This is a genomic window from Bradyrhizobium sp. GW821-FHT13H05, assembly GCF_058804065.1.
On the sequence record NZ_JBXAPO010000001.1, the window covers coordinates 700177 to 723150 of the forward strand.

Annotated in this window: 19 protein-coding genes; 9 read left to right on the plus strand and 10 right to left on the minus strand. The window is 64.8% G+C overall.

Annotated features, from left to right (window positions below):
• Positions 1-160: 160 nt before the first annotated feature.
• The 4 genes from AC1RR3_RS03320 to AC1RR3_RS03335 all read right to left on the minus strand — a co-directional run bounded on the left by AC1RR3_RS03320 (position 161) and on the right by AC1RR3_RS03335 (position 6818).
• On the minus strand, positions 161-838 hold the full coding sequence (locus tag AC1RR3_RS03320) for a hypothetical protein (RefSeq protein ID WP_492819287.1): 678 nt from the start codon (positions 836-838) through the stop codon (positions 161-163).
• Positions 839-1035: 197 nt separating this feature from the next.
• Positions 1036-2163 (minus strand): AAA family ATPase, encoded by a 1128-nt coding sequence (locus tag AC1RR3_RS03325; protein ID WP_492819289.1) that lies wholly within the window; start codon positions 2161-2163, stop codon positions 1036-1038.
• A gap of 299 nt (positions 2164-2462) precedes the next feature.
• On the minus strand, positions 2463-5618 hold the full coding sequence (locus AC1RR3_RS03330) for a multidrug efflux RND transporter permease subunit (protein WP_492819291.1): 3156 nt from the start codon (positions 5616-5618) through the stop codon (positions 2463-2465).
• 6 nt (positions 5619-5624) lie between these two features.
• Positions 5625-6818, minus strand: coding sequence for an efflux RND transporter periplasmic adaptor subunit (locus AC1RR3_RS03335; protein WP_492819293.1), 1194 nt, complete (start codon positions 6816-6818; stop codon positions 5625-5627).
• A gap of 435 nt (positions 6819-7253) precedes the next feature.
• Here AC1RR3_RS03335 and AC1RR3_RS03340 point away from each other — a divergent pair, with 435 nt between their 5' ends.
• A complete protein-coding gene (locus AC1RR3_RS03340; RefSeq protein WP_492819295.1) occupies positions 7254-7430 on the plus strand; it encodes a DUF2934 domain-containing protein in 177 nt (58 codons plus the stop codon).
• A 13-nt stretch (positions 7431-7443) separates the two neighbouring features.
• Here the strand turns inward: AC1RR3_RS03340 and AC1RR3_RS03345 are convergent, their stop codons facing one another.
• Positions 7444-8499: an SAM-dependent methyltransferase gene (locus tag AC1RR3_RS03345; protein ID WP_492819296.1), complete on the minus strand. Its 1056-nt coding sequence runs from the start codon at positions 8497-8499 to the stop codon at positions 7444-7446.
• 209 nt (positions 8500-8708) lie between these two features.
• Here AC1RR3_RS03345 and AC1RR3_RS03350 point away from each other — a divergent pair, with 209 nt between their 5' ends.
• The 4 genes from AC1RR3_RS03350 (at position 8709) to AC1RR3_RS03365 (ending at position 11759) form a co-directional block, all read left to right on the plus strand.
• The gene (locus tag AC1RR3_RS03350; protein ID WP_492819297.1) at positions 8709-9728 is read left to right on the plus strand and encodes a flagellar motor protein MotA; all 1020 of its coding nucleotides are present in this window, start codon (positions 8709-8711) and stop codon (positions 9726-9728) included.
• A 148-nt stretch (positions 9729-9876) separates the two neighbouring features.
• The gene (locus tag AC1RR3_RS03355; RefSeq protein WP_492819298.1) at positions 9877-10905 is read left to right on the plus strand and encodes a peptidoglycan -binding protein; all 1029 of its coding nucleotides are present in this window, start codon (positions 9877-9879) and stop codon (positions 10903-10905) included.
• 106 nt (positions 10906-11011) lie between these two features.
• Positions 11012-11458, plus strand: coding sequence for a GNAT family N-acetyltransferase (locus AC1RR3_RS03360; protein WP_492819299.1), 447 nt, complete (start codon positions 11012-11014; stop codon positions 11456-11458).
• 73 nt (positions 11459-11531) lie between these two features.
• Positions 11532-11759 (plus strand): hypothetical protein, encoded by a 228-nt coding sequence (locus AC1RR3_RS03365; RefSeq protein ID WP_492819300.1) that lies wholly within the window; start codon positions 11532-11534, stop codon positions 11757-11759.
• 183 nt (positions 11760-11942) lie between these two features.
• Here the strand turns inward: AC1RR3_RS03365 and AC1RR3_RS03370 are convergent, their stop codons facing one another.
• The gene (locus AC1RR3_RS03370) at positions 11943-13769 is read right to left on the minus strand and encodes an ABC transporter ATP-binding protein/permease (RefSeq protein WP_492819301.1); all 1827 of its coding nucleotides are present in this window, start codon (positions 13767-13769) and stop codon (positions 11943-11945) included.
• A gap of 200 nt (positions 13770-13969) precedes the next feature.
• On the opposite strand from AC1RR3_RS03370, the gene rpmE reads away from it, so the two are divergent.
• Entirely contained in the window at positions 13970-14197 is a 228-nt protein-coding gene (gene rpmE / locus AC1RR3_RS03375) for a 50S ribosomal protein L31 (protein WP_014439698.1), read from the plus strand.
• A 257-nt stretch (positions 14198-14454) separates the two neighbouring features.
• Here the strand turns inward: rpmE and rcdA are convergent, their stop codons facing one another.
• Both rcdA and AC1RR3_RS03385 read right to left on the minus strand, forming a co-directional pair.
• Positions 14455-14964: a protease adaptor protein RcdA gene (gene rcdA, locus AC1RR3_RS03380; RefSeq protein ID WP_492819302.1), complete on the minus strand. Its 510-nt coding sequence runs from the start codon at positions 14962-14964 to the stop codon at positions 14455-14457.
• A gap of 534 nt (positions 14965-15498) precedes the next feature.
• Positions 15499-15690 carry a DUF1192 domain-containing protein gene (locus AC1RR3_RS03385; RefSeq protein WP_492819303.1) on the minus strand — a complete coding sequence of 64 codons (192 nt, stop codon included), beginning with the start codon at positions 15688-15690 and terminating at the stop codon, positions 15499-15501.
• Positions 15691-15801: 111 nt separating this feature from the next.
• On the opposite strand from AC1RR3_RS03385, the gene AC1RR3_RS03390 reads away from it, so the two are divergent.
• Together AC1RR3_RS03390 and AC1RR3_RS03395 are read left to right on the plus strand one after the other, a co-directional pair.
• The gene (locus AC1RR3_RS03390; RefSeq protein WP_492819304.1) at positions 15802-16800 is read left to right on the plus strand and encodes an NAD(P)H-quinone oxidoreductase; all 999 of its coding nucleotides are present in this window, start codon (positions 15802-15804) and stop codon (positions 16798-16800) included.
• Between the two features lie 171 nt (positions 16801-16971).
• The gene (locus AC1RR3_RS03395; protein ID WP_492819305.1) at positions 16972-19848 is read left to right on the plus strand and encodes an EAL domain-containing protein; all 2877 of its coding nucleotides are present in this window, start codon (positions 16972-16974) and stop codon (positions 19846-19848) included.
• 165 nt (positions 19849-20013) lie between these two features.
• On the opposite strand, the gene AC1RR3_RS03400 is transcribed toward AC1RR3_RS03395, so the two are convergent.
• Positions 20014-20277: a DUF7662 domain-containing protein gene (locus AC1RR3_RS03400; RefSeq protein WP_492819306.1), complete on the minus strand. Its 264-nt coding sequence runs from the start codon at positions 20275-20277 to the stop codon at positions 20014-20016.
• Between the two features lie 155 nt (positions 20278-20432).
• Between AC1RR3_RS03400 and AC1RR3_RS03405 the strand changes: the two genes are divergently transcribed.
• A complete protein-coding gene (locus AC1RR3_RS03405) occupies positions 20433-21929 on the plus strand; it encodes a sensor domain-containing diguanylate cyclase (protein ID WP_492819307.1) in 1497 nt (498 codons plus the stop codon).
• Positions 21930-22035: 106 nt separating this feature from the next.
• On the opposite strand, the gene galU is transcribed toward AC1RR3_RS03405, so the two are convergent.
• Positions 22036-22911: a UTP--glucose-1-phosphate uridylyltransferase GalU gene (gene galU, locus AC1RR3_RS03410; RefSeq protein WP_492819308.1), complete on the minus strand. Its 876-nt coding sequence runs from the start codon at positions 22909-22911 to the stop codon at positions 22036-22038.
• Positions 22912-22974 lie beyond the last annotated feature (63 nt).

A 22974-nucleotide genomic window follows, 5' to 3' on the forward strand; every position in this document is an offset into this window, starting at 1 on the left:
GCCAGTCGGTGTTATAGCAGCCCAGACCAGATTTGAGGCGAGACAGCAGGCTTCCTGCAAGTCGAGCGCCGCGTTCCTTCCCGACGCTCACGGACAGGAGCAGACATCAACCTGCCGACGATCCCCGCCGAAACAGTCGAAAGTGACCCATAGCGGACCTTTAAGTGCCGCCTCGGTCTGGACTAGCAGTTGACCACTGAAACCCTGCAAGCGCGTCTTCAGCAAGTTGAAAACATCGTCTTGAAAACATACGCTCCGTCCAGACGGAGCGCAGGGCAGCTTCGACTGCTTCGCGGGGCGCCGCTGGATAGCGTGTCAACAATTCCGTCACAAGCTCCTCAAAATGCGCGCCCTCTGGTTCCCTCGGTATGGAGCCAAACGACAACGGAAATTCGGGGTTACGATCCACATCGTAGTAGGCCTCGTACCGGTAGTCGTCGCTCATTACCTCGGAAACGACGCCGACCTCAAATGAAGCCTCTCGTTTCCAGTCATAGCCCGATCTGCGCCACCAGTACTCCAAGACTTCGAGTTCAACGACGGTCGTCGATGGCCCGGCCTCACAGCAACCGATGTTAGGGGGATCACCGTAGTGCAGACCTCGGTGGCAGATGGCAGTTGCCACATCCGGATCTTCCTTAAAGTAGGGCCGTGAAATCGCCAATCGAAACTGATGCCCACAGCATTGACATGCGGCGAGAACCAGAACGGCCTCACGCGCATAAAAATTCGCAACCGCGTCTGGTTTGAAAGGTCCATAGCGCGGAACTGCAGACTCATCGAACCACGAGGGCTCCTCGCTTATGCGGCTACGGATATCGGCATAATTCGTATACAACGCGGCCTCCGCAGAGCTTGTTCTAAGAGCCGCCCCTAGGGTTAGCACAAAGCCCTCTCAGCTAGCGGCTCTCCAAAGAATAGGGTTTGCAGACCGTTTAAGTCTGCAATTGGCCCATCGCGTCATTTGCTGTGGCTGCACCAAGGTTTTCGTTATCGGCGCAAGCGGACATCGCCAATAGGTTATGAGCACCCGGCCTAAGAGTCGTCATCCTCCGGCTCCTCCTCGCGATATTCGCCGCCGAGAGTCAGGCCCTCGATGTTCGTGGCGCCTTTGGACTTGATCACGCGGCGGAGCGGGACCGCGCTCTCGCTTCGCAATGCTTCCATCAACTGTTCCGAATGGGTGACGATCCAGATGTCGGCGCGGCTCGATGCCTTGGCGATCAGCCGGGCCAAGGGCGACAGCAGCGACGGATGCAGGCTGGTCTCGGGTTCGTTCAGCGCGATGAACGGCGGCAGGCGATAGCCCATGAACACCGCGAGCAGGCAGATGTATTTCAGCGTCCCGTCGGAAAGTTCATGAGCCCTGAACGGCCGCGGCATGTCCTCCAGTTGCAGAGCGAATTCGCACCGGCCGCCCTCTTCCCAAGCGCGGAGATCGGCGCCCGGGAATGCATCCTGGATTGCGTCCTGCAGATCGGTGGCGTCTTCCCGAATGGTATAGAGTGTCGCCAGGGCGGCAGCCAAATCGCTTCCGTCGGCACTGAGCGAGGGCGTCGTGATCGCGAGACAAGGCTTTCGGATCAGTGAGGCCGGATCGGTGCGGAAATCGTGATAGAAGCGCCAGCCCAGCATCGCGTTTCTGATCAGATCGATCTCGGGGCATTCCTTGCCGTTGTAGAAGCCCGCCAGCGCCGGCTCGGACGGCAGCACCGCATCCTTGTGGTTGACCCATGCGCCGCGGTCGTCGCGGATGCTAACGAGCGAATTCTTCCGCTCCATCAGGCGAACCGTTCGCTTGCCCTGAATCGCCTCGATGCTTTCTTCCTTGATCATCGGCTCGCCGGCGAACGCCGCCGATGCCGGAATGGGAAACCCGATCTCGATGGAATATCTCAGCCGATCGAATCTGGCCGATAATTGCAGCCGGCCATCCTCGCCGCGTTTGCGGATGCCTGACCAGCAGACCGAATTCAAGCCGCCTTCATCGGCGATCGTCCGCGTGATCTGCCCGGTTGCCGCGTCGCGCAACAGCGACAGGGACTTGTAGAGATTGGATTTGCCGACACCATTCTCACCGACAAACACAGACAGAGGGTGGATGGGAATGGAGAGCCGCCGGATGGAGCGATAGTTGGTGATCGCAATGTCGGTCAGACGCATCACAGGCTCTCAATTGGCGGGCTGTGCATTTGCCACGCCTGGCAGCGACACGCCCTTTCAATCCAGAGATGTAGTTTGGATCGACGAACCCGGGAAGGCAAGCCGGCCAATTTGGCGTTCCGTGGCCGACTCTCGCCAGCGCCGGCGATTGTGCTGAGCAGGCTGGCGAAACGGCCGCCGCACGCTCCGCTGTCATCATCCGCGAAGGCGGATGATCCAGTATTCCAGAGACATCAGTTGGATACGGAGAGGCCGCGGTGTACTGGATGCCCCGCCTGCGCGGGGCATGACGATGTGCCCTATGGCTTCACCTGCGCCGGCGGCCCATACGCCTCGCCATCCTTCGCCGCCTTCGGCTCCCGATCCCCCGCCAGCACGCGCTGCACCGAGACGAAGAACACCGGCACCATCAGCAGCGCCAAAATCACCACCGCGATCATGCCGCCCATCACGATGCTGCCCAGCGCCTGCTGGCTGGCGCCGCCGGCGCCGTGGGCGATGGCCATCGGCAGCACGCCGCAGATGAAGGCAAGGCCGGTCATCAGGATCGGGCGGAAGCGCAGGCGGCAGGCCTCGATGGTGGCTTCCACCAGCGGCTTGCCTTCCTTGCGCAGATCCTTGGCGAACTCGATGATCAGGATCGCATCCTTGGCGGCGAGACCAATGATGGTGATCAGGCCGACGGTGAAATAGACGTCGTTGGGTAGCCCCCGCAGCATCGCCGCGATCACGGCGCCGACGATGCCGAGCGGCACGGTGAGCAGCACCGCGAGCGGAATGGTCCAGCTCTCGTAGAGGGCGGCCAGACACAGGAACACCACGAACACCGACAGCGCCAGCAGGAACGGCGCCTGCGAGCCCGACAGCTTTTCCTGCAGCGATTGCCCGGTCCATTCATAGCCGAAGCCGCGCGGCAGCTTGCCCGCGAGCCGCTCCATCTCGGCGATGGCGTCGCCCGAGGTGAAGCCGGGCCTGGCTTCGCCGGAGATGCGCACCGCCGGATAATAATTGAAGCCGGCGATCTGGGTCGGGCCGCGCGCCCATTCGACGGTGGCGAAGGACGAGAACGGCACCAGCTGGCCGCGGCTGTTCTTGACGTTGTAATTGAGGATGTCCTCGGTGCGCATGCGGTCGCGGGCATCGGCCTGCACCACGACGCGCTGCATGCGGCCGCGGTTCGGGAAGTCGTTGATGTAGTTCGAGCCGAGATTGGTCGAGATCGTGTTGTTGATGTCCTCGAAGGTGACGCCGAAGGCGCCGGCCTTCTCGCGGTCGATCACGAGATTGACCACGCCGGCCTCGGGCAGGCCCTCGACATAGACCTTCTGCAGCACCGGGCTCGCATTGGCCTCCGCGATCAGCTGGTCGGCGGCGCGCATCAGGGCCGGATAGCCCTTCTGGCCACGATCCTGGAGACGGAACGAGAAGCCCGAGGAGTTGCCGAGATTGTCGATCGGCGGCGGCTGCAGCGCGGAGATCTTGGCGTCGCGGATCGACGCGCCGAGATCGCGGTTGATGTCGGCGACAACAGCGGCGGCCGAGTCCTTCGGCCCGCGCTCCGACCAGTCCTTCAGCGTGATGAAGGCCTGCGCGGTGTTCATGCCCTGGCCGGAGAAGCTGAAACCGGTGAGGAAGGTGACGTTGTCCACACCGGGCCGCTGCGCCAGATATTTCTCCACCTTCTCGATCACGGCCTCGGTGCGGCCGTAGGACGAGTCGGACGGCGTCTGCACGTCGGTGGTGACGAAGCCCTGGTCGTCGACGGGCAGGAAGCCGCCGGGCAGGTTGACGAAGGCCCAGGACAGGCCGGCGAGCAGCGCGACATAGACCAGCATCAGGCGGCCGGTGCGCTTCAGCGAGAGGCCGACGGTGCGCGCGTAGCGAAACCGGCAGGCCTCGAGCCAATGATTAAACCGGATGAACACGAAATTGGTCGAATGGCCGTGCCCCTTGGCAATGGGCTTGAGCAGCGTGGCGCACAGCGCCGGCGTCAGCGACAACGCCAGGAAGGCGGAGAAGCCGATCGCGGCCACCATGGTCACGGAGAACTGGCGGTAGATGATGCCGACCGAACCCGGGAAGAACGCCATCGGCACGAACACGGCCATCAGCACCAGCGTGATGCCGATGATGGCGCCGGTGATCTGCGACATCGCCTTGCGCGTCGCCTCCTTCGGCGGCAGGCCTTCCTCGGCCATGATGCGCTCGACATTCTCGACCACGACGATGGCGTCGTCGACGAGGATGCCGACCGCGAGCACCATGCCGAACATCGAGAGCATGTTGATGGAGTAGCCGGCGAGCAGCAGAATGGTGCAGGCCCCCAGCAGCGCCACCGGCACCACGATGGTCGGAATGATGGTGTAGCGGATGTTCTGCAGGAACAGGAACATCACCACGAACACCAGCACCACGGCCTCCAGCAGCGTGGTCAGCACCTTCTTGATCGAGGCCTCGACCACGGGCGTGATGTTGTAGGGGATCTCGTAGGCGATGTTGGCGGGGAAGAAGCGCGACAGCTCCTTCATCTTCTCCTCGACCGCGCTCGCGGTCGCCAGCGCGTTGCCGGTCGGCGACATCAGCACGGACAGGCCCGCGGTCGGCTTGCCGTCGAGACGGGTGTTGAACTGGTAGCTGAGGCCGCCGACCTCGATGCGCGCAACGTCGCGCAGGCGCACCGTCGAGCCGTCTGCGTTGGCGCGCAGGATGATGGTGCCGAATTCGTCCGGCGAGGACAGCTGGCCCTTGACCAGCACCAGCGCGGAGGTGCGCTGGGTCGATGTCGACGGCTCGGCGCCGATGCTGCCCGAGGCCACCTGCGCGTTCTGCGCCGATATCGCCTTGTTGACGTCGTCGGCGGTCAGGCCATAGCCGACGAGCTTGGCCGGATCGACCCAGACGCGCAAGCTACGCTCGGTCGAATAGAGCGTGGCGCGGCCGACGCCGGGGATGCGGCGGATCTCGCCGAGCACGTTGCGAATCATGAAGTCGCCGAGGCCGACTTCATCAAGGCTGCCGTCGGTCGAATTCAGCGTGATGATCTGGAGCACGGCGCTGGAGGCTTCCTCGATCAGAATGCCCTGCTGGATCACCGCGCGCGGCAGGCGCGCCTCGACGCGCTTGATGCGGTTCTGCACCTCGACCGAGGCCGCGCTGGTGTCGGTGCCCGGCTGGAAATTGGCGATGATCTCGACCTGGCCGAGCGAGTCGCTGGTCGATTCGAAATTGAGGATGCCGGAGGCGCCGTTGAGCTCTTCCTCGATCAGGCGCGTGACGCTGTTGTAGAGGTTTTCAGGCGAGGCGCCGGGATAGCTGGTCGAGATCGAGATCGAGGGCGGCGCGATGATCGGATATTGCGCGATCGGCAGCAGCGGGACCGCGATCGCACCGATCAGACAGATGAACAGCGCGACGACCCAGGCGAAGATCGGCCTGTCAATGAAGAAGCTGGCCATGGTGCGTTACCGCGTCAGCTTCTGGGCGTGGCGGTTGTCCGCGGTCGCATCCGCCTCCGACCAGGATTGCGGCTTGACCTTGTCGCCGGCGGCGAACTTCTGGAAACCTTCGACCACGACCTTGTCGCCGGCCTTCAGGCCTTCGGTGACGAACCAGACGCCGTCCTGCGCTGAACCTGTCCGCACCGGCTGCACCGCGATGCGGTTGTCGTCCTTGACGACGAACACCTCGCTGCCGCCGCCGCCATTGCGCTGGATCGCCTGCTGCGGCACGGCGATAGCATCGGAGTCGAGGCCCTGGTCGAGGCGGACGCGGACATACATGCCCGGCAACAGCTCGCGCTTGGGATTGCGGAACTCGCCACGCAGCGTCACCTGGCCGGTATGGGCATCGACCTTGGCTTCAGAGAACAAGAGCTTGCCGTCGAGTGAATAGACCGTATTGTCGTCGAGCACGAGGCGCACCTTGACGGCGTCAGCCTCGATGCGATCGAGATCGCCGCTCTCGAAGGCGCGGCGAAGCTGGTTGAGCTCGTTCACCGACTGGGTGAAGTCGGCATAGATCGGATCGAGCTGCTGTACGGTGGCGAGATTGGTTTCGTTCTGCACGACCAGCGCGCCCTCGCTGACGAGGGCGGCACCGACCACGCCGTCGATCGGCGCGCGCACGGTGGCATAGTCGAGATTGAGTTTTGCGCGCGCGAGGTCCGCCTTGCGTCCTTCGACTTCGGCATAGGCCTGGCGCTCGGCGGCAACCGCCTTCTCGTTCTCGGCCTCGGGCGCGGCGCGCTGGCTGGTGAGCGTGGCGATGCGGTGCGCCTGCTGCCTGGCCTGCATCAACGCAGCCTCGGCCTTGGCGACCGCCGCGTCGTTGGCCATCACCTCGACCTCGAACGGACGCGGGTCGATGCGGTAAAGCGCATCGCCGGCCTTGACCTCGCTGCCCTGGCGGAACAGGCGCTCGACCACGATGCCGGAGATGCGCGGCCGCACGTCCGAGACGCGCGTCGGCGCGATGCGGCCCGGCAGCTCGCGCACCACGGCGCGGGCTTGCGGCTTCACGATGACGATGCTGACATCAGGATCGGCGGGCTGAGCCGCGGAAACCGCAGAGACGGATTCGTCGCAAGCCCCGAGCAGCGGCGTAAAGGCCGCGAGCATCATTGCAACGCATGCCGTTCGCGCGCGAAGTCCTGACATGAAATTGAGTGCCCCGATGTTGTTGAAACTGATCACGCATCGCGTGAGCCCGTTCTGGGCGATTCCGCGCGACTGATGCCGTCAAAATAGAACGGAGTTGCTGCGACGCAACGCGTGGTGCGGGCGGCTCAATGTCACACGGCTTATCGTGCTGAGTTCAGGGCGCTTTCCGCCTCTCACCGGATTGTTATCCGGGTTCCATCGCGGCGTGCTGCGACAGAAGATCGCAACGGAACGTTTCACCATCGGCGGACGGGTCGGCCCGGCCGTCGAACCGGGCGCGACGACGCCACGTCTAGTTGAGCCCGGGCGTCTCGTCCTTTTTCGGCGACGGCCACGCGCGATTGGCTGCGACAGCCCCTCCGCAGAGGAACTCTCCGGCCATTCGCGGCTTGAGCCCAACGATAAGAACGATGAGTAAGGGAGCGTCGAGGCATGGCAGGTCTGAGCGAAGAGGACATCCGCGGACGCGCTTATGAGCTCTGGAAAGCTGCGGGCGAACCCAACGGCAAAATGGATACCTACTGGTATGAGGCCGAAAAGGAGCTTGTGGCCGAACGGTCCGAGCAGGGCGAGGTGCCGCCCGGAATGACCGACAATTTGCCGGTCTAGAAACCGCGCGGGCTCATACGGCGTCTTGATGCCCGGCGCCTTGATCCGCCGCCTTCATCCGATAGTGGCTGATGCCCCACTCCGTTCCATCGGCGTAGCCGAACAGTCCTGCTGTCGCGAGCAAGAACCAGCGCCAGCGCCGCGTCCACAGATGAGTCTCCTCGCCATAGACGTTGCGCAAGGAAGCTTCGATCGCGTCGCGATGCGCGTCGAAATTGGCGAGCCAGTCATTGGCGGTGCGCTGATAATGCGCGCCGCTCCAGCACCATTCCTTCTCGACCGCGAAGATGTCGTCGAACTGCCTGACGAGGTGATGGCTCGGCATCAGCCCGCCGGTGAAGACGTGCTGCGCGATCCAGTCCTCGCGATTGGCCCGGTTGAACAGATGGGAGCCGGAGCGATGGGTGACGATGTGCATGAAGAGGCGCCCCTCGGGCGCGAGCCACGACCGCACGCGCGTCATCAGCTTGCGCCAGTTCATCATCTGCTCGAACATCTCGACCGAGACGATGCGGTCGAACTGGCCGTCGGGCGCGAACACGTTCATGTCGGCGGTGACGATTCGGAGGTTCAGGAGCCCGCGCAGCCGCGCCTCCTCTTCGACATAAGCGCGCTGGCCTTGTGAATTCGCCACCGCCGTGATCTTCGCGTGCGGGAATTGCCGCGCCATCCGGAGCGACAGCGAGCCCCAGCCGCAGCCGAGCTCGAGAATGGTCTGGCCGTCGGCGAGACCGGCATGCTCGACGGTCTGGCGCAGCGCCTCCTCCTCCGCCTCCTGCAAGGTGGTCGCATCGGTCTTGTAGAAGCAGGATGAGTATTTGCGGTTCGGGCCGAGCACCTGGGCGAAGAAGGACGCGGGCACCTCGTCATGCCCGGCATTGCCGGCATCGGCATCCTCGGCGATCGGCCGCAGCATCATCCGCCCGGCGAAGGCGGCCTCGTCGTCCGCGCCCAGGGCGGACAGGCGGGTCGCCGTCCGCGAGCACAGGCGCTGGATCGCGGCACGGATCACCACATCCGGCAGCGGCACGCGTTCGGCAGTCCCGATGATCGCGGAAACGACGCTCATGCGGCCACTCCGTCTCTGGCGGCAGGGAAGCGAAAATCCGGCTAAGCCTGTGGAATACCGAAGTTCTGCAGGATACGCAGGTATCAAAGCGCGGTTTCAGCTTTCGGTTCCGCATCTCCCCCCGAAATCGGCGCATCCGGCGCTTTTTTTGGGCTGGCGCTGTGCCATAGTGCGCACCGCAATCACGTTCGTAACGGATGATACCGGCCATGCCGTCTGGCACTTCGCCCCGCTCCCCCATGGACATCGAATACACAAAACTGTCCTCGCCCAGCGTCTTCCTGGTGCGGATGCTGGTCTTTCTGGTGCTCTGTGCGCTGGTGGGCGTGGTGCTCTACAAGCAGATCATCCAGGCCTTTTTCGCCAATCCGGGCCTTAACGCCCTGATCGGGGCGGTGCTGTTCATCGGCATCGTGCTGGCGTTCCGGCAGGTCATCCGGCTCTATCCTGAAGTGTCCTGGGTCAACAATTTCCGCATCGCCGATCCCGGCCTGGCGCCGGCCCGGCACCCGAAGCTGCTGGCGCCGATGGCGATGATCCTGGGCGGCGAGCGCACCGGGCGGATGACGATCACCCAGACCACGATGCGGCATCTGCTCGATTCGATCGCGACCCGCCTGGATGAAGCCCGCGACATCTCCCGCTACATGACCGGCCTCCTGGTCTTCCTCGGCCTGCTCGGCACCTTCTGGGGCCTGATCGAGACGGTCGGCTCGGTCGGCAAGGTGATCGACGGGCTCAAGGTCGGCGGCGATTCCGGGGCCCTGTTCGACACGCTGAAGGAGGGCCTCGCCGCCCCGCTCGGCGGCATGGGCATCTCGTTCTCGAGCTCTCTGTTCGGCCTCGCCGGCTCGCTGATCCTCGGCTTCCTCGATCTGCAATCGAGCCAGGCGCAGAATCGTTTCTACACCGACCTCGAAGACTGGCTCGCCACCACTGTGCGCGAATATGGCCATGGCGAGGTGGCGGTTGCCTCCGGCGGCGGCGGTGTGGCCAGCGGCGAGCTTCAGGCCGCCGTGGAGCGCTTACGCTCCGTGCTCGAGGAAGGCAGCGCCAGCCGCGGCACCACGGCGGCGATGGCGAGCCTTGCCGAAGCGATCCAGGCGCTGGTCTCGCACATGCGGACCGAGCAGCAGATGATCCGCGAATGGGCCGACGGCCAGGGCGAGCAGAACCGCGAAATCCGGCGCCTGCTGGAGCGCATCGCGCGTCAGCCCGAGAAGAGTTAGGCGCTCTCGTGCCCCGGACGCAGCGCAGCGCGAAGCGGTGCGCTGCTGAGCCGGGGCCCAGTGCCAGGTGAGACATGGGTCCCGGCTCTGCGGAGCAGCGTTGCACGCTGCACCGCGTCCGGGACACGAAAGAACGGAGAGATTAAACATGGCTCTGGCGCGCGGCCGCCGCGGCGATACCTCCTTCAACTACTGGCCCGGCTTCGTCGACGCGCTGTCGACGCTGGTGCTGTCGATCGTGTTCCTGCTGTCGGTGTTCCTGGTCGTGCAGTTCTTCCTGTCGCAGGAAGTCACCGGCAAGGACAAGGCGCTGGAGCAGCTCAACGCCAAGATCGCGCAGCTCAACGAGCTCTTGTCGCTGGAGAAGCTCGGCAAGCTCACGCTCGACGACCAGGTCTCGTCCCTGAAAGCCGGCCTCGCCTCGGCGGAGAGCGAGCGCGACCGCATCAAGGGCCTCTATGACGGCCTCGCCGCCGCCGGCAACGACGCACAGGGCAAGTCCAGCGAGCTCGGCAAGGCGCTGGATTCGGAGAAGGCGGTCTCGGCACGGGCGCTGGCGCAGATCGAGGTGCTGAACCAGCAGATCAGCGCGCTGCGCCGGCAATTGGCGGCGCTGGAAGAGGCACTCGATGCATCCGAGAAGCGCGACAAGGAATCGCAGAACCGCATCGCCGATCTCGGCTCGCGTTTGAACGTGGCGCTGGCGCAGCGCGTGCAGGAATTGTCGCGCTACCGCTCGGAATTCTTCGGCCGCCTGCGCGCCATCCTCGGCAACCGCCCTGACATCCGCATCGTCGGCGACCGCTTCGTGTTCCAGTCCGAAGTGTTCTTCGACACCGGACAGGCGGTGCTGCTCCCTGAAGGCCGCGCCGAGCTCGACACCTTGGCGACCGCGCTGATCGAGCTCGACAAGAAGATCCCGAGCGACATTCCCTGGGTGCTGCGCGTCGACGGCCATACCGACGTGCGGCCGGTGAGCGGCGCGAACTTCAAGTCGAACTGGGACCTGTCGGCGGCGCGCTCGATCTCGGTGGTGCAGTACCTGGTCTCGCTCGGCGTCCCCGCCCAGCGCCTCGTCGCTGCCGGCTTCGGCGAATTCCAGCCGCTCGACACCGCCAACACGGAGGAAGCCTACAAGCGCAACCGCCGCATCGAGCTGAAGCTGACGGAGCGGTAGTGGTGTTCCTCGAGGCAGTCATTCCGGGGCGATGCGAAGCATCGAACCCGGAATCTCGAGGTTCCAGGTTCGCGCTTCGCGCGCCCCGGAACGACGGTGTGTATCAATGAGCGCCCTCCACCTCCGTCCCTACCGACCCGAGGACGAAGCCGCCTCGATCGACCTCTGGCATCGCACCTGGCAGCAGGCCTATCCGCAGATCGATTTTGCCGCGCGGCTGGACTGGTGGCGCGAGCGCTGGCGGAAGGATCTGGTGCCGAAGGCATCCATTGTCGTCGCCGAACAGGACGGTGCCCTCACCGGCTTCGTGACCATCGACGGCGATGGCTATCTCGACCAGCTCGTGGTCGATCCGGACCGCTGGGGCTCGGATGCGGCCCGGCTGCTGGTGGACGAGGCCAAACGGCTGTCACCGTCAGGCATCACGCTGCTCGTCAACAAGGACAATTCCCGCGCCATCCGTTTCTACGAGCGCAACGGCTTTGCCCATGCCGGCGAGGATGTGAACCCGACCTCGGGCCGGCCGGTGCTGAAGATGATCTGGCGGGCGTGACGCCGGTCACGCAGGGATCCCTTGGCGTCAGTTATTCGTTGTCCCAGTGATGGCAAACGAATGGAGACGATCGATGCGAATGAGCGACCTGACCAAGGGGTCTTCGGTCTTTCTGGGCGTCATCGTCGCCGGCTATCTGTCCACGACCTATGTCGACCAGCGCTTTGCAACGCCGATCAAGACGGCGAGCGCTCCTGCGTCAACGAACGGCCCTGCCTCATCGGCCTGCGTCGGTGAGGACGGGAGCTGGAAAAACTGGCCGTGGCCGAACGTGCCGACACTCTCGCCGAAGTGCAAATAATATCGGGAGCTGTTTTGGCGCAAAGCTATCACCACGTCGTTGCGAGGAGCTCTTGCGACGAAGCAATCCAGAATCCCTCCCCGGAAAGATTCTGGATTGCTTCGCTTCGCTCGCAATGACGAGATTGTGGAACGCGCTCGCAACACTCTCGCTATCGCGAGTCTGGCGGCAATCGCAGCGCCCTCACGCTCCCTCGAACTGCAACCTCGCGAGCCGCGCATAGAGCCCGTTCACGGCCACGAGCTCGGCATGCGTGCCCTGCTCGACGATCTTGCCCTGGTCCATCACCAGGATGCGGTCGCAGGAGAGCACGGTGGCGAGGCGATGGGCGATCACCAGCGTGGTGCGATGACGCATCAGCTCTTCGAGTGCGGTCTGCACCAGCGTCTCGCTTTCGGCGTCGAGCGCGGAGGTGGCCTCATCCAGCAGCAGCAGCGGCGCATCGCGCAGGATCGCGCGGGCGATCGCGATGCGCTGGCGCTGGCCGCCTGAGAGCGTCACGCCGCGCTCGCCGAGCGGGGTCTCGAAGCCTTCCGGCAGGCGGCGGATGAATTCGGCGGCATGCGCGAGCTCGGCGGCGCGCTCGACTTCGGCATCAGTCGCATCGGGCCGGCCGAAGCGGATGTTCTCGCGGGCGCTGGCGGCGAACACGTTGGATTCCTGCGGCACCAGCGCGATGCGAGTCCGGAAATCACGGGGATCGGCGGACCGCACCGGCACGCCGTCGAGCGAGATCGAACCACCACGCGGATCGTAGAAGCGCAGCAGCAGATGGAAGATCGTGCTCTTGCCGGCGCCGGAGGGACCTACGATCGCGACCTTCTCGCCGGGTCGCACCGTGAAGGATACCGCGTCGAGCACGTTGACGTCGGGACGCGCGGGATAAGAGAAGCTGACATGGTCGAAGCCGACCTCGCCGCGTGCCGGCACCGGCAGCGCGCGTGGCGACGCGGGTGCTGCGATCTGGGGCTGCACATGCAGGATCTCGAACAGGCGCTCCGCCGCGCCGGACGCCGCCGACACCTCGCCCCAGACCTCGCTGAGCTGTCCGAGGCCCGCCGCGGCGAAGGCCGCATAGAGCACGAACTGGCCGAGCCGGCCCGGCGTGATCGTGCCGATCAGCACGTCGTGTGAGCCGATCCAGAGGATCGCGACCACGCTTGCGAACACGATGAAGATGATGATGGCGGTGAGCACGGCACGCGCCTGCGTCGACGTGCGCGCGGCCTCATAGGCCTGCTCGACCTCGCCGCCAAAACGCTTCGCGGCCAGCCCTTCGCTGGTATAGGCCTGCACGGTGCGGATCGCGCCGATCAGCTCGCCGGCATAGGCGGAGGCATCGGCGAGCGTATCCTGCGCGTTGCGCGACAGCCGCCGCACCCAGCGCCCGAAGGCGACCAGCGGCAGCACGATCAGGGGAATGGCGAGCAGCACGAAACCGGAGAGGCGCGGGCTGGTGATCACCATCATCGCGGCGGCGCCGAAGAACATCATCAGGTTGCGCAGCGCGATCGAGACCGAAGCGCCGACGGCGGATTTGATCTGCGTGGTGTCGGCGGTGAGCCGCGACACCAGTTCGCCGCTGCGCGCGGAATCGAAGAAGGACGGCGACAGCGACAACAGATGGGCGAAGACGTCGCGCCTGAGGTCGGCGACGATGCGTTCGCCGATCGTCATCACGAGGTAGTAACGCGAGGCACTTGCGAGGGCGAGCACGGCGACGACCGCGATCATCACCGAGAAGTAGCTGTTGATCAGCGCGATGCCTTCCGGCGTCAGGCCGAAATCGATCATCCGGCGCACCGCGACCGGCACCAGCAGCGTCGTCAGCGCGGCGACAGTCAGCGAGACGAAGGCGAGCGCCGCGCGGCCGCGATAGCGGGCTACATAAGGCGCAAGCGCCAGCAGCGGCCGCAGCTTGGCGCGGCTCTTCGCCGGCGCCTCGATCAGGTCGGCTTCGATCGACGGGGCTTCTGCGGGCCCGGTTTCAAGCCGTTCTACTGCGCTCATGAGATCCGACCAAAAAGAGGAGTCCGCTCCAGATAGGCCGCGGAAGCGGGCGTGGCAAATCCGGGATGTCCCTTAGGGGACGGCCCGGTTCTCCTGTCCCCACAATGGCTTGTTTTAGGGGGGATCGTGGGGTATAGAGCGCCCAAATCCGTCATCGATTATCACTCAAGCGAGCGGCGCCGGTCGCCCTAGGAATTGCCATGAAAGCCGAAATTCATCCGGATTATCATACGATTAAGGTCGTGATGACCGACGGAACCGAGTACCTGACCCGCTCCACTTGGGGCAAGGAAGGCGACACGCTGAACCTCGACATCGACCCGAAGTCGCACCCGGCCTGGACCGGCGGCAACGCCCAGATGCTCGACCGCGGCGGCCGCGTCTCGCGCTTCCAGAAGAAGTTTTCGGGCTTCCTCAAAAAGGATTGATCCGGCCCGCAAGGCTGGAGACGAAAAACGCCCCCGGGAGACCGGGGGCGTTTTTGTTTTTGGGGCCGTGTCCCGGACGCGCTGCAACGCTCTTGCGTTGCTGCGCAGAGCCGGGACCCAGAAGGCCGCACAGTTCACTGCTGCGTGGGCCCCGGCTCTGCAGCGCACCGTCAAAGGGACGCTGCGCTGCGTCCGGGGCACGAGACCTTATTACGAGCGCGACGGCGTCGAAATCAGGGTTGAGGCACCTTAGAGCCTTACCGCTCGAACGCCGCCTTCAGCGCGTTGAGGTGCGGCACCAGCGGGTTGCCGATGGCGATGTGTTCGGCCGGCGGGGCGTGGATGGTGGTGTCGAGCCGGCGGACGCGGGTCTGCAGGCTCATCGAGCGATGGATCAGCTCCTGGAGCTGAGGGGGCAGCTTGTCGATGGTGTCGGAGGGGCCGGGGTCAGCCGCCGAGAGCTTGACCTTGGTCTTCTCGCGGCTCGCCTGGACCAGCGTCATCTCGCCTTCCTTCACCGCGCGGTGCAGCAGCAGCCACGAGGCGAGCTGCATCAGGCGGGTGGTGAGGCGCATGCTCTCGGTCGCATAGGTCAGGCTGACGGCGCGGTCGAGCGCCTTGGCCTCGGTGCGGCCGGCGCCGTCGAGATAGGCGGCGGTCTCTTCGACCAGGTCCATGCCCTCACGGAACAGGACGCCAAACGCCGCAGAATTGGTGAACCGCTCGCTGAGTTGAACGAGAGCGCCGTCGGCTTGCAAACGTTCCATGGTTAACGCCCCTTACGCAACTGTTTACCCACCCGGCTTAGACGCCGGCTTATGATGAACAAATCATTGCGCGGGCCGGACCGGGAGTCCAGCGACAAGCACGGATATGGTTTCCGCGGGTCATTCCTCGGAATTCAACCGGGGTGAGACGCGTTTTCTTGACGCGAACCGGTATCTGCTGCGCTCGAAAACGCTCTGGACCAAAAAAAGAGCCGCCGGAACACCGGCGGCTTTGAAAGTTGATAACAGGGAGGCGTCAAACAGAGTGGACAGGAGCCACTCGGTGTCCAAAACGAGGACAGTTCCAAGTCATAAAGCCGAAAGCTTAATCGGGAGTAAACGAGCGATTTTTTTGAGGGTTCGTTAGCCATGTCGGTCAGAGGCCGAGCCCGGGTCTCGTGCGCCGGACGCAGTGCGGCACTGCTGAGCCGGGGCCCAGTTCTTCCGAGGAGTTTGGAGAGGCATGGGTCCCGGTTCGGCGCAGCAGCGCTACGCGCCGCAGCGCGCCCGGGACACGAGACGAGAGTTCGGAGCCTACGACTTGAAAATACTGTTCGCCGCATCGCGGGAGGCGCGCTTTTTGGTGGCGGCTTCTTCCAGCCTTGTGATCTCGGTCTTGAGCAGGGCGACGCGCTCGGTCAGTTCCTCCACGGACAACAGTGAGAGATCCTGTCCGATCTCATGGCTGATCTTCTTGCGCGGCTTGTCGTCGTCCTCCGTCGGCATTGTCGTTCCTCCTGCGTTCGCATCACAAGCGGCTGAGGCGGTTGCCAGCTTGGACCGCGCTGGCTAAGCAAAGGCCTCGTTTCCTCCCGCACCTTTGCTCAAGGACACATCATGGACAAGCTGCCCGCGCAAATGACCGTGGTCGCCATCTCCAAGCCCGGCGGACCGGAGGTGCTGGTGCCGGAACAACGCAGCCTTCCGCAGCCCGGCCCGGACGAGATCCTGGTCAGGGTGCAGGCCGCCGGCGTCAACCGGCCCGACGTGGCGCAGCGCTCCGGCGCCTATCCGCCGCCGCCCGGCGCCAGCGACCTGCCCGGCCTCGAGATCGCCGGCGAAGTGGTGGCCGTCGGCAGCAACGCCAAGCGGCACAAGATCGGCGATAAGGTGATGTCGCTGGTCGCCGGCGGCGGCTATGCGCAGTACTGCATCGCCCAGGACGGCCAGGCGATGAGCGTGCCGCCGTCGCTGTCGATCAAGGAAGCCGGCGCGCTGCCGGAAACCCTGATGACGGTCTGGCACAATGTGTTCGAGCGCGGCGGCCTGAAGGCCGGCGAGACGCTGCTGATCCATGGCGGCTCCTCCGGCATCGGCACCATGGCGATCCAGCTTGCGAAAGCGTTCGGCGCAAAAGTGTTCGTCACCGTGGGGTCGCAGGACAAGATCGACGCCTGCCTCAAGCTCGGTGCCGACCGCGCCATCAATTACAAGACCGAAGACTTCGTCGAGGTGGTCAAGGCGGAGACGAACAAGGCCGGCGTCAATCTGATCCTCGACATGGTCGCCGGCGACTATGTCGACCGCAACTATGACGCCGCCGCGGTCGACGGCCGCATTGTGCAGATCGCGACCCTCAACGGCCCCAAGATCAGCGTCAACATCGCCAAGGTGATGGTCAAGCGCCTGACCCATACCGGCTCGACCCTGCGCCCCCGTAGTAATGCGGACAAGGCGGCGATGGTGGCCGCGATCGAGGCGAAAGTGATGCCGCTTTTGCGCGAAGGCCGTGTCAAACCGCTGATGGACAGCTCTTTCCCGCTGGAAAAGGCATCCGACGCCCACCGGCGCATGGAGACCTCCGCACATATTGGCAAAATTGTGTTGGAGGTCTAGGCCAGCGACCCACCAAGGACGCCGGAAACCCTTTGATTTTCCTCGCTTTCGTGGCATCTATCGCGACGCACCGAACCACTTCCGTCCGGTCTGAAATCGTCTTTACGTGCCAGCCTTGCACACAAAGCCAGCCTTGCACCCAAAGTTTGCGTCGAACGCGGAGAGCTGACCTTGCGTCTGATCAGGTGCCTCGCGCCCATCGCGCTGGGCCTCATGATTCTCGTCGCCGCGCATCCCGCGCGCGCGCTCGACGCCGTCAGCGTCCGCGGTGACGCGCCCGCGATCGACCTCACCGGTGTGCTCGAGCATCAGCGCAGCGACGCCGATCGTATCCAGGTCTCGACCGCGCCCGGCACCGACGGCATCGTCCGCCGCATCGAGGTGCGCGCCCGCGAAGGCGGCCAGAACTGGGTGGTGTTCGCGCTCGCCAACAACACCGACGACCAGCTCGACCGCCTGATCGTCGCTCCGCATTACCGCATCGTGTCCTCGGGACTGCTGTGGCCCGACCTCGGGCTGTCGCGCATCGCCACCATCACGCCCTCGACCGGCGACCGGCCCGAGCGGCAGGAAAGCCCGACCGCCGACGTGTTCCGCGTCACGCTCGATCCAGGCGCCGTCATCACCTTCGTCGCGGAACTGCGCACCGACAAGCTGCCGCAGCTCTATCTGTGGGAGCCGGAAGCCTACAAGGACAAGGTCAACTCGTTCACGCTCTACCAGGGCATCGTGATCGGCATCTCCGGGCTTCTTGCCCTCGTGCTCACCATCTTGTTCGTGGTCAAGGGCAGCATCATGTTCCCGGCCGCCGCGGCGCTGGCCTGGGCGGTGCTGGTCTATATCGGCGTCGATTTCGGCTTCTGGGGCAAGGTGCTCGACATGTCGAACAACGCCGAGCGCATCTGGCGCGCGGCGGGTGAGGCGATATTGGCGGCAACGCTGCTGGTGTTCCTGTTCGCCTATCTCAATCTCAGTCGATGGCATGTGCGCTATTCGCACATCACGGTGGGCTGGCTCGCCTTCCTAGGCTCGCTCGTTGCGCTCGCTCTGTTCGATCCGGCTGTCGCCTCCGGCATCGCGCGCATCTCCCTGGTGCTGATCGCTTTCGCCGGCTTTGCGCTGATCGTCTATCTCTCCACCCACGGCTTCGACCGCGCGGTGCTGCTGATCCCGACCTGGTTCCTCCTGGTGGTCTGGGTGGTCGCGGCCGGCATGACGGTGGCGGGCTCCGTCACCAACGACATCGTCGGCCCTGCCCTGCTCGGCGGCCTCGTGCTGATCGTGATGCTGATCGGCTTCACGGTGATGCAGCACGCCTTTGCCGGCGGCGGTGCCACCACCGGCGTCGTCTCCGACATCGAGCGGCGGGCCTTGGCGCTGGCCGGCTCCGGCGATCTGATCTGGGACTGGGACGTCTCCGCCGACAAGGTCTTCACCAGCCCCGAGACCGAGGCCCTGCTCGGCCTCAAGCGCGGTACGCTGGAAGGCCCGGCCGCCTCCTGGCTCGAAGTGCTGCATCCGCTCGACCAGGATCGCTTCCGCGCCGCGCTCGACAGCGTGCTCGACCAGCGCCGCGGCCGCCTGGTGCAGGATTTCCGCCTGCGCACGCCGGACGGCCACTTCATGTGGTTCGCGCTCAAGGCGCGCCCGGTGGTCGGCTCGGACGGCGAGGTTTCGCGCGTGGTCGGCACCCTCACCGACGTCACCGAGCTGCGCAACGCCGAGGAGCGCCTGCTGCACGATTCCGTGCATGACAACCTCACCGGCCTGCCCAACCGCAAGCTGTTCATGGACCGGCTCGGTGCGGTCGCGCATTTCGCCAAGACCATGCCGACGCTGCGGCCGACGCTGATGGTGATCGACCTCGACCGCTTCAAGCAGGTCAACGATTCCGTCGGCATCGCGGTCGGCGATTCCATCCTGCTGACGCTGGCCCGCCGCCTCACCCGCATCCTGAAGCCGCAGGACACGCTAGCGCGTCTCGCCGGCGACCAGTTCGGCCTGATCCTGCTCTCCGAGCAGGACCCCGCCCGAATCACCGCCTTTGCGGAAACCATCCGCAAGACCATCCGCGCGCCGATCGCCTTCAACGAGCGCGAGATTTTCCTCACCGCCTCGATCGGCCTCGCGCTGTCTGATCCGCAAGTCCAACTGACGGACGAGATCATCAAGGACGCCGAGCTTGCGATGTATCATTCCAAGCGCATCGGCGGCGACCGCATCGACGTCTACAAGCCTGCGATGCGCGCGCGAAAGACCGACCGGCTGACGCTGGAGAGCGAGCTGCGCCGCGCCATCGAGCGGCAGGAGCTCACGACCCTGTACCAGCCGATCGTGCGACTGGAGGATCGTTCGGTCGCCGGCTTCGAGGCGCTGGTGCGCTGGGATCACCCAAAGCTCGGGCGCATGGCGCCGTCGGAATTCATCAGCATTGCGGAGGAGACCGGGCTGATCGTCGACCTCGGCATGTTCGTGCTCGACCAGACCGCCAAGCAGCTTTCGATCTGGCAGCGCGCGATGCGCTCGCGCGAGCCGATCTTCGCATCGGTCAACGTGTCGTCGCGGCAATTGCTGCGCCATGATCTGATCCACGACATCCGCACCGTGCTGTCGCGCTCCTCGGTGGCGCGCGGCACGCTGAAGCTGGAGCTGACGGAATCGCTGGTGATGGAGAATCCGGAGCACGCGGCGCAAATGCTGACGCGGATCCGCGAGCTCGGCACCGGCCTGTCGCTCGACGATTTCGGCACCGGCCATTCCTCGCTGGCCTATCTCCAGCGCTTCCCGTTCGACACCATCAAGATCGACCAGTCCTTCGTGCGCACCACCAACCGCGGCACGCGGCCGGTGATCCTGAAGTCGATCATCGCGCTCGCGCACGATCTCGGCATGGACGTGGTCGCCGAAGGCGCCGAGACCGATTCCGACGCGGTCGAGCTCTACCAGATGGGCTGCGAGTACGCCCAGGGCTTTGCCTTCGGCGAGCCGATGGACGCGGACGCAGCGATGCGCCTGCTGACGGAAGTGCGGCTGGAAGCGGCGAGCTGAGCTTTCTTCCCTCTCCCCTTGTGGGAGAGGGTCCGCCCGCGCAGCGGGCGGGGGTGAGGGGTATGTCTCCGCGAGTCAAAATCTCTCAGTTGAATATGCCGAACCAACCCCTCATCCGGCGCTTCGCGCCACCTTCTCCCACAAGGGGAGAAGGGAAGAATCTTGCTAACGCCGCCGGTCGCTCTTCTGTTTCGTGAACCGCACGCTCTTCCCATCCGGCATCCGCACTGCCTTGAAACCCGCAGCGAGGCAGGCTTCGCGCTGCGGCATCTGGATGTCGGGGCTGCGCAGGCTGTCCCACCATGAGGCGCGATTCGCCGCGCGCGGCAGGGCTGCGCCGATGATCTCCTCGATCTGCTCGAAGGTCAGCACGAATTCAGCCTGCTTCTGCCGCAGCAGATAGTCACGCAACGCGTCGTAGTCGTTCACAATCGTCCTCTCGTCCGGAGCCCCGATCTGCCCGATCGAGGCCTGCCTAAAACCGTTAGCTGCATAAACCGATTCTTAACTGATTGCGGCAGCGTCGTCCTGCCTTAAACACTACTCAAGCTTTCGAGCGCATCCACTAAGATCGGGAGCAAACGATGCTGTCTCGATGGCGCGAAGCCACGGCCCGCCGGCCGTGGCGCATTTCGGCGAAATTGCTGATCATCTCGTCCGTGGTGACGGTGATCGGCTTTTCCGCGATTTGCGTCAACGTCTTGCTGGACATGCGCCGGGGCGAGGAGGCGCTCGCCCGCCAGACGCTGGAAAATCTGGCCACGACCATCGAATCCGACATCAGCCGCAACATCGAGATCTACGATTTGTCGCTGAAGGCGGTCGCGAGCAACATGCTGCTGCCCGAGCTCGCCACGGTCTCGAAGCCGGTGCGGCACCTGATCCTGTTCGATCATGCGACCACGGCGCGGCATTTCGGCGCCATCCAGGCCTACGACGCGGACGGCAAGCTGACCATCGACGCATCCACGCTCGATCCGCGCCCCGAAAACCGCTCCGACGAGGACTATTTCAGGGTTCACCGGGACAACCCCGGCGCCGACCTCTTCATCAGCCGCCCGATGCTGTTCCGCGGCGCCTATTCGATCGTGCTGAGCCGGCGCATCAGCGACACCGACGGCGGCTTCCTCGGCGTCGTCGCCGGCTCGATCCGCTTCAGCTATTTCCACGAATTGTTCGAGCGTCTGAGCCTCGACCCTGACGACACCATCACCGTGCTCAAGCGCGACCGCACCATCATGATGCGGCGGCCGTTCGATCTCGACATCATCGGCAGGAACCTGGGCACGCGGTCGGACTGGAAGTCGGAAAACCTCCAGGTCGGAGGCTCCTATGCGGGCCAGGGCCCGGTCGACACGACCCCGCGGCTCTATGTCCGCAGCAGCGGTCCCAATCCGCTGTTTGTGGTGGCCGGCAAACCGCTGCGCGCGGTGTTCGCGCTGTGGCAACGGGAGGCGCTTCGCATCGGCGCCGTCGTCCTGCTGCTCGCGCTGTTCCTGCTGGGATCGGCGATCGTGCTCGCGCGCGAGATCGGCCGGCGCGCCGAGGCCGAAAGCAAGCTCGAGGAGATGGCGACGACGGACGCGCTCACCGGCCTGAAGAACCGCCGCAAGTTCGACCAGGTCATCGACGTCGAATGGCGGCGCGCGATGCGCCAGAAGACGCCGGTCGCGCTGCTGATGATCGATGCCGATCACTTCAAGGCCTACAATGACACGTTCGGCCACCAGGCCGGCGACCAGGTGCTGGTCGGCATCGCCATCTGCATTTCCGATTCGGTGCAGCGAGCCGGCGATTGCGCCGCGCGCTATGGCGGCGAGGAATTCGCGGTGCTGCTGCCGAACATTTCGGCGACAGACGCGTTCAGGGTCGCCGAGACGATCCGCGGCAAGGTGCAGGGCTGGTCCGACCACCAGGCTGCCTCGACTGTGTCCTGCGGCATCGCCAGCCTCGTTCCCGCCGCCGGCATGGACTGGGCGATCCTGGTCGCTGCCGCCGACAAGGCGCTCTACGCGGCGAAGGCGGGTGGGCGCAACCAGTCGGTGGTGGCGAGCTTGCCGAAGCTGTCGCTGGCGGCGTGAGGGACGCTCTCCCCGTCATTGCGAGCGCAGCGAAGCAATCCAGACTGTCTCCGCGGAGACAGCCTGGATTGCTTCGTCGCTTCGCTCCTCGCAATGACGAGTGGAGCTACTGCCCCAGATACTTCTTCATCTCCGCAATCAAGCCATCGCGCAGCTCCGGCCGCTGCAGGCCGTAGGCGATGTTGGCGCGGAGGAAGCCGGGCTTGGAGCCGCAATCATGGCGCTCGCCCTCGAACTCGACGCCGTAGAATTTTTGCGACTTGGCGAGGCCGATCATGGCGTCGGTGAGCTGGATCTCGCCGCCGGCGCCGCGCTCCTGGGTCTCCAGTATCTTGAAGATTTCAGGCTGAAGGATGTAGCGGCCGGTGATGGAGAGGTTGGAGGGCGCGGTGCCCTTGGCCGGCTTCTCGACCATGCCGTCGACCTCGAACATCTTGCCAGTGCGCTTGCCGACGCCGCAGATGCCGTATTGATGGGTGAGATGGTCGGGCACCGCCTCGACCGCGATGACGTTGGACTTCTCGCCGAGCTTGCTGGCGGTCTCGATCATCTGCTTCAGGCAGCCCGGCGTGTTGAGCACGAGCTCGTCCGGGAGCACGACTGCGAACGGCTCGTTGCCGACGATGTCGCGCGCGCACCAGACCGCGTGTCCGAGGCCGAGCGGCGCCTGCTGGCGGGTGAAGCTGACCGCGCCGGCTTCCGGCTGGTTCTGCGTCAAAATCTCCTGCTCGGCCTTCTTGCCGCGCGCGGCCAGCGTGGCGTCGAGCTCGAACATCCGGTCGAAATGGTCTTCGATGACACTCTTGTTGCGGCCGGTGACGAAGATGAAATGCTCGATGCCGGCTTCCCTCGCCTCGTCATAGACGTACTGGATCAGCGGCTTGTCGACGATGGTCAGCATTTCCTTCGGCATCGCCTTGGTGGCGGGCAGGACGCGGGTACCGAGGCCGGCGACGGGGAATACGGCTTTGCGAATTTTCATGGGTGGATCGAATGCCTGAGGACGTGAACGGAGCAATGGCTTCTTGCTACCTTGTTTGCAGCC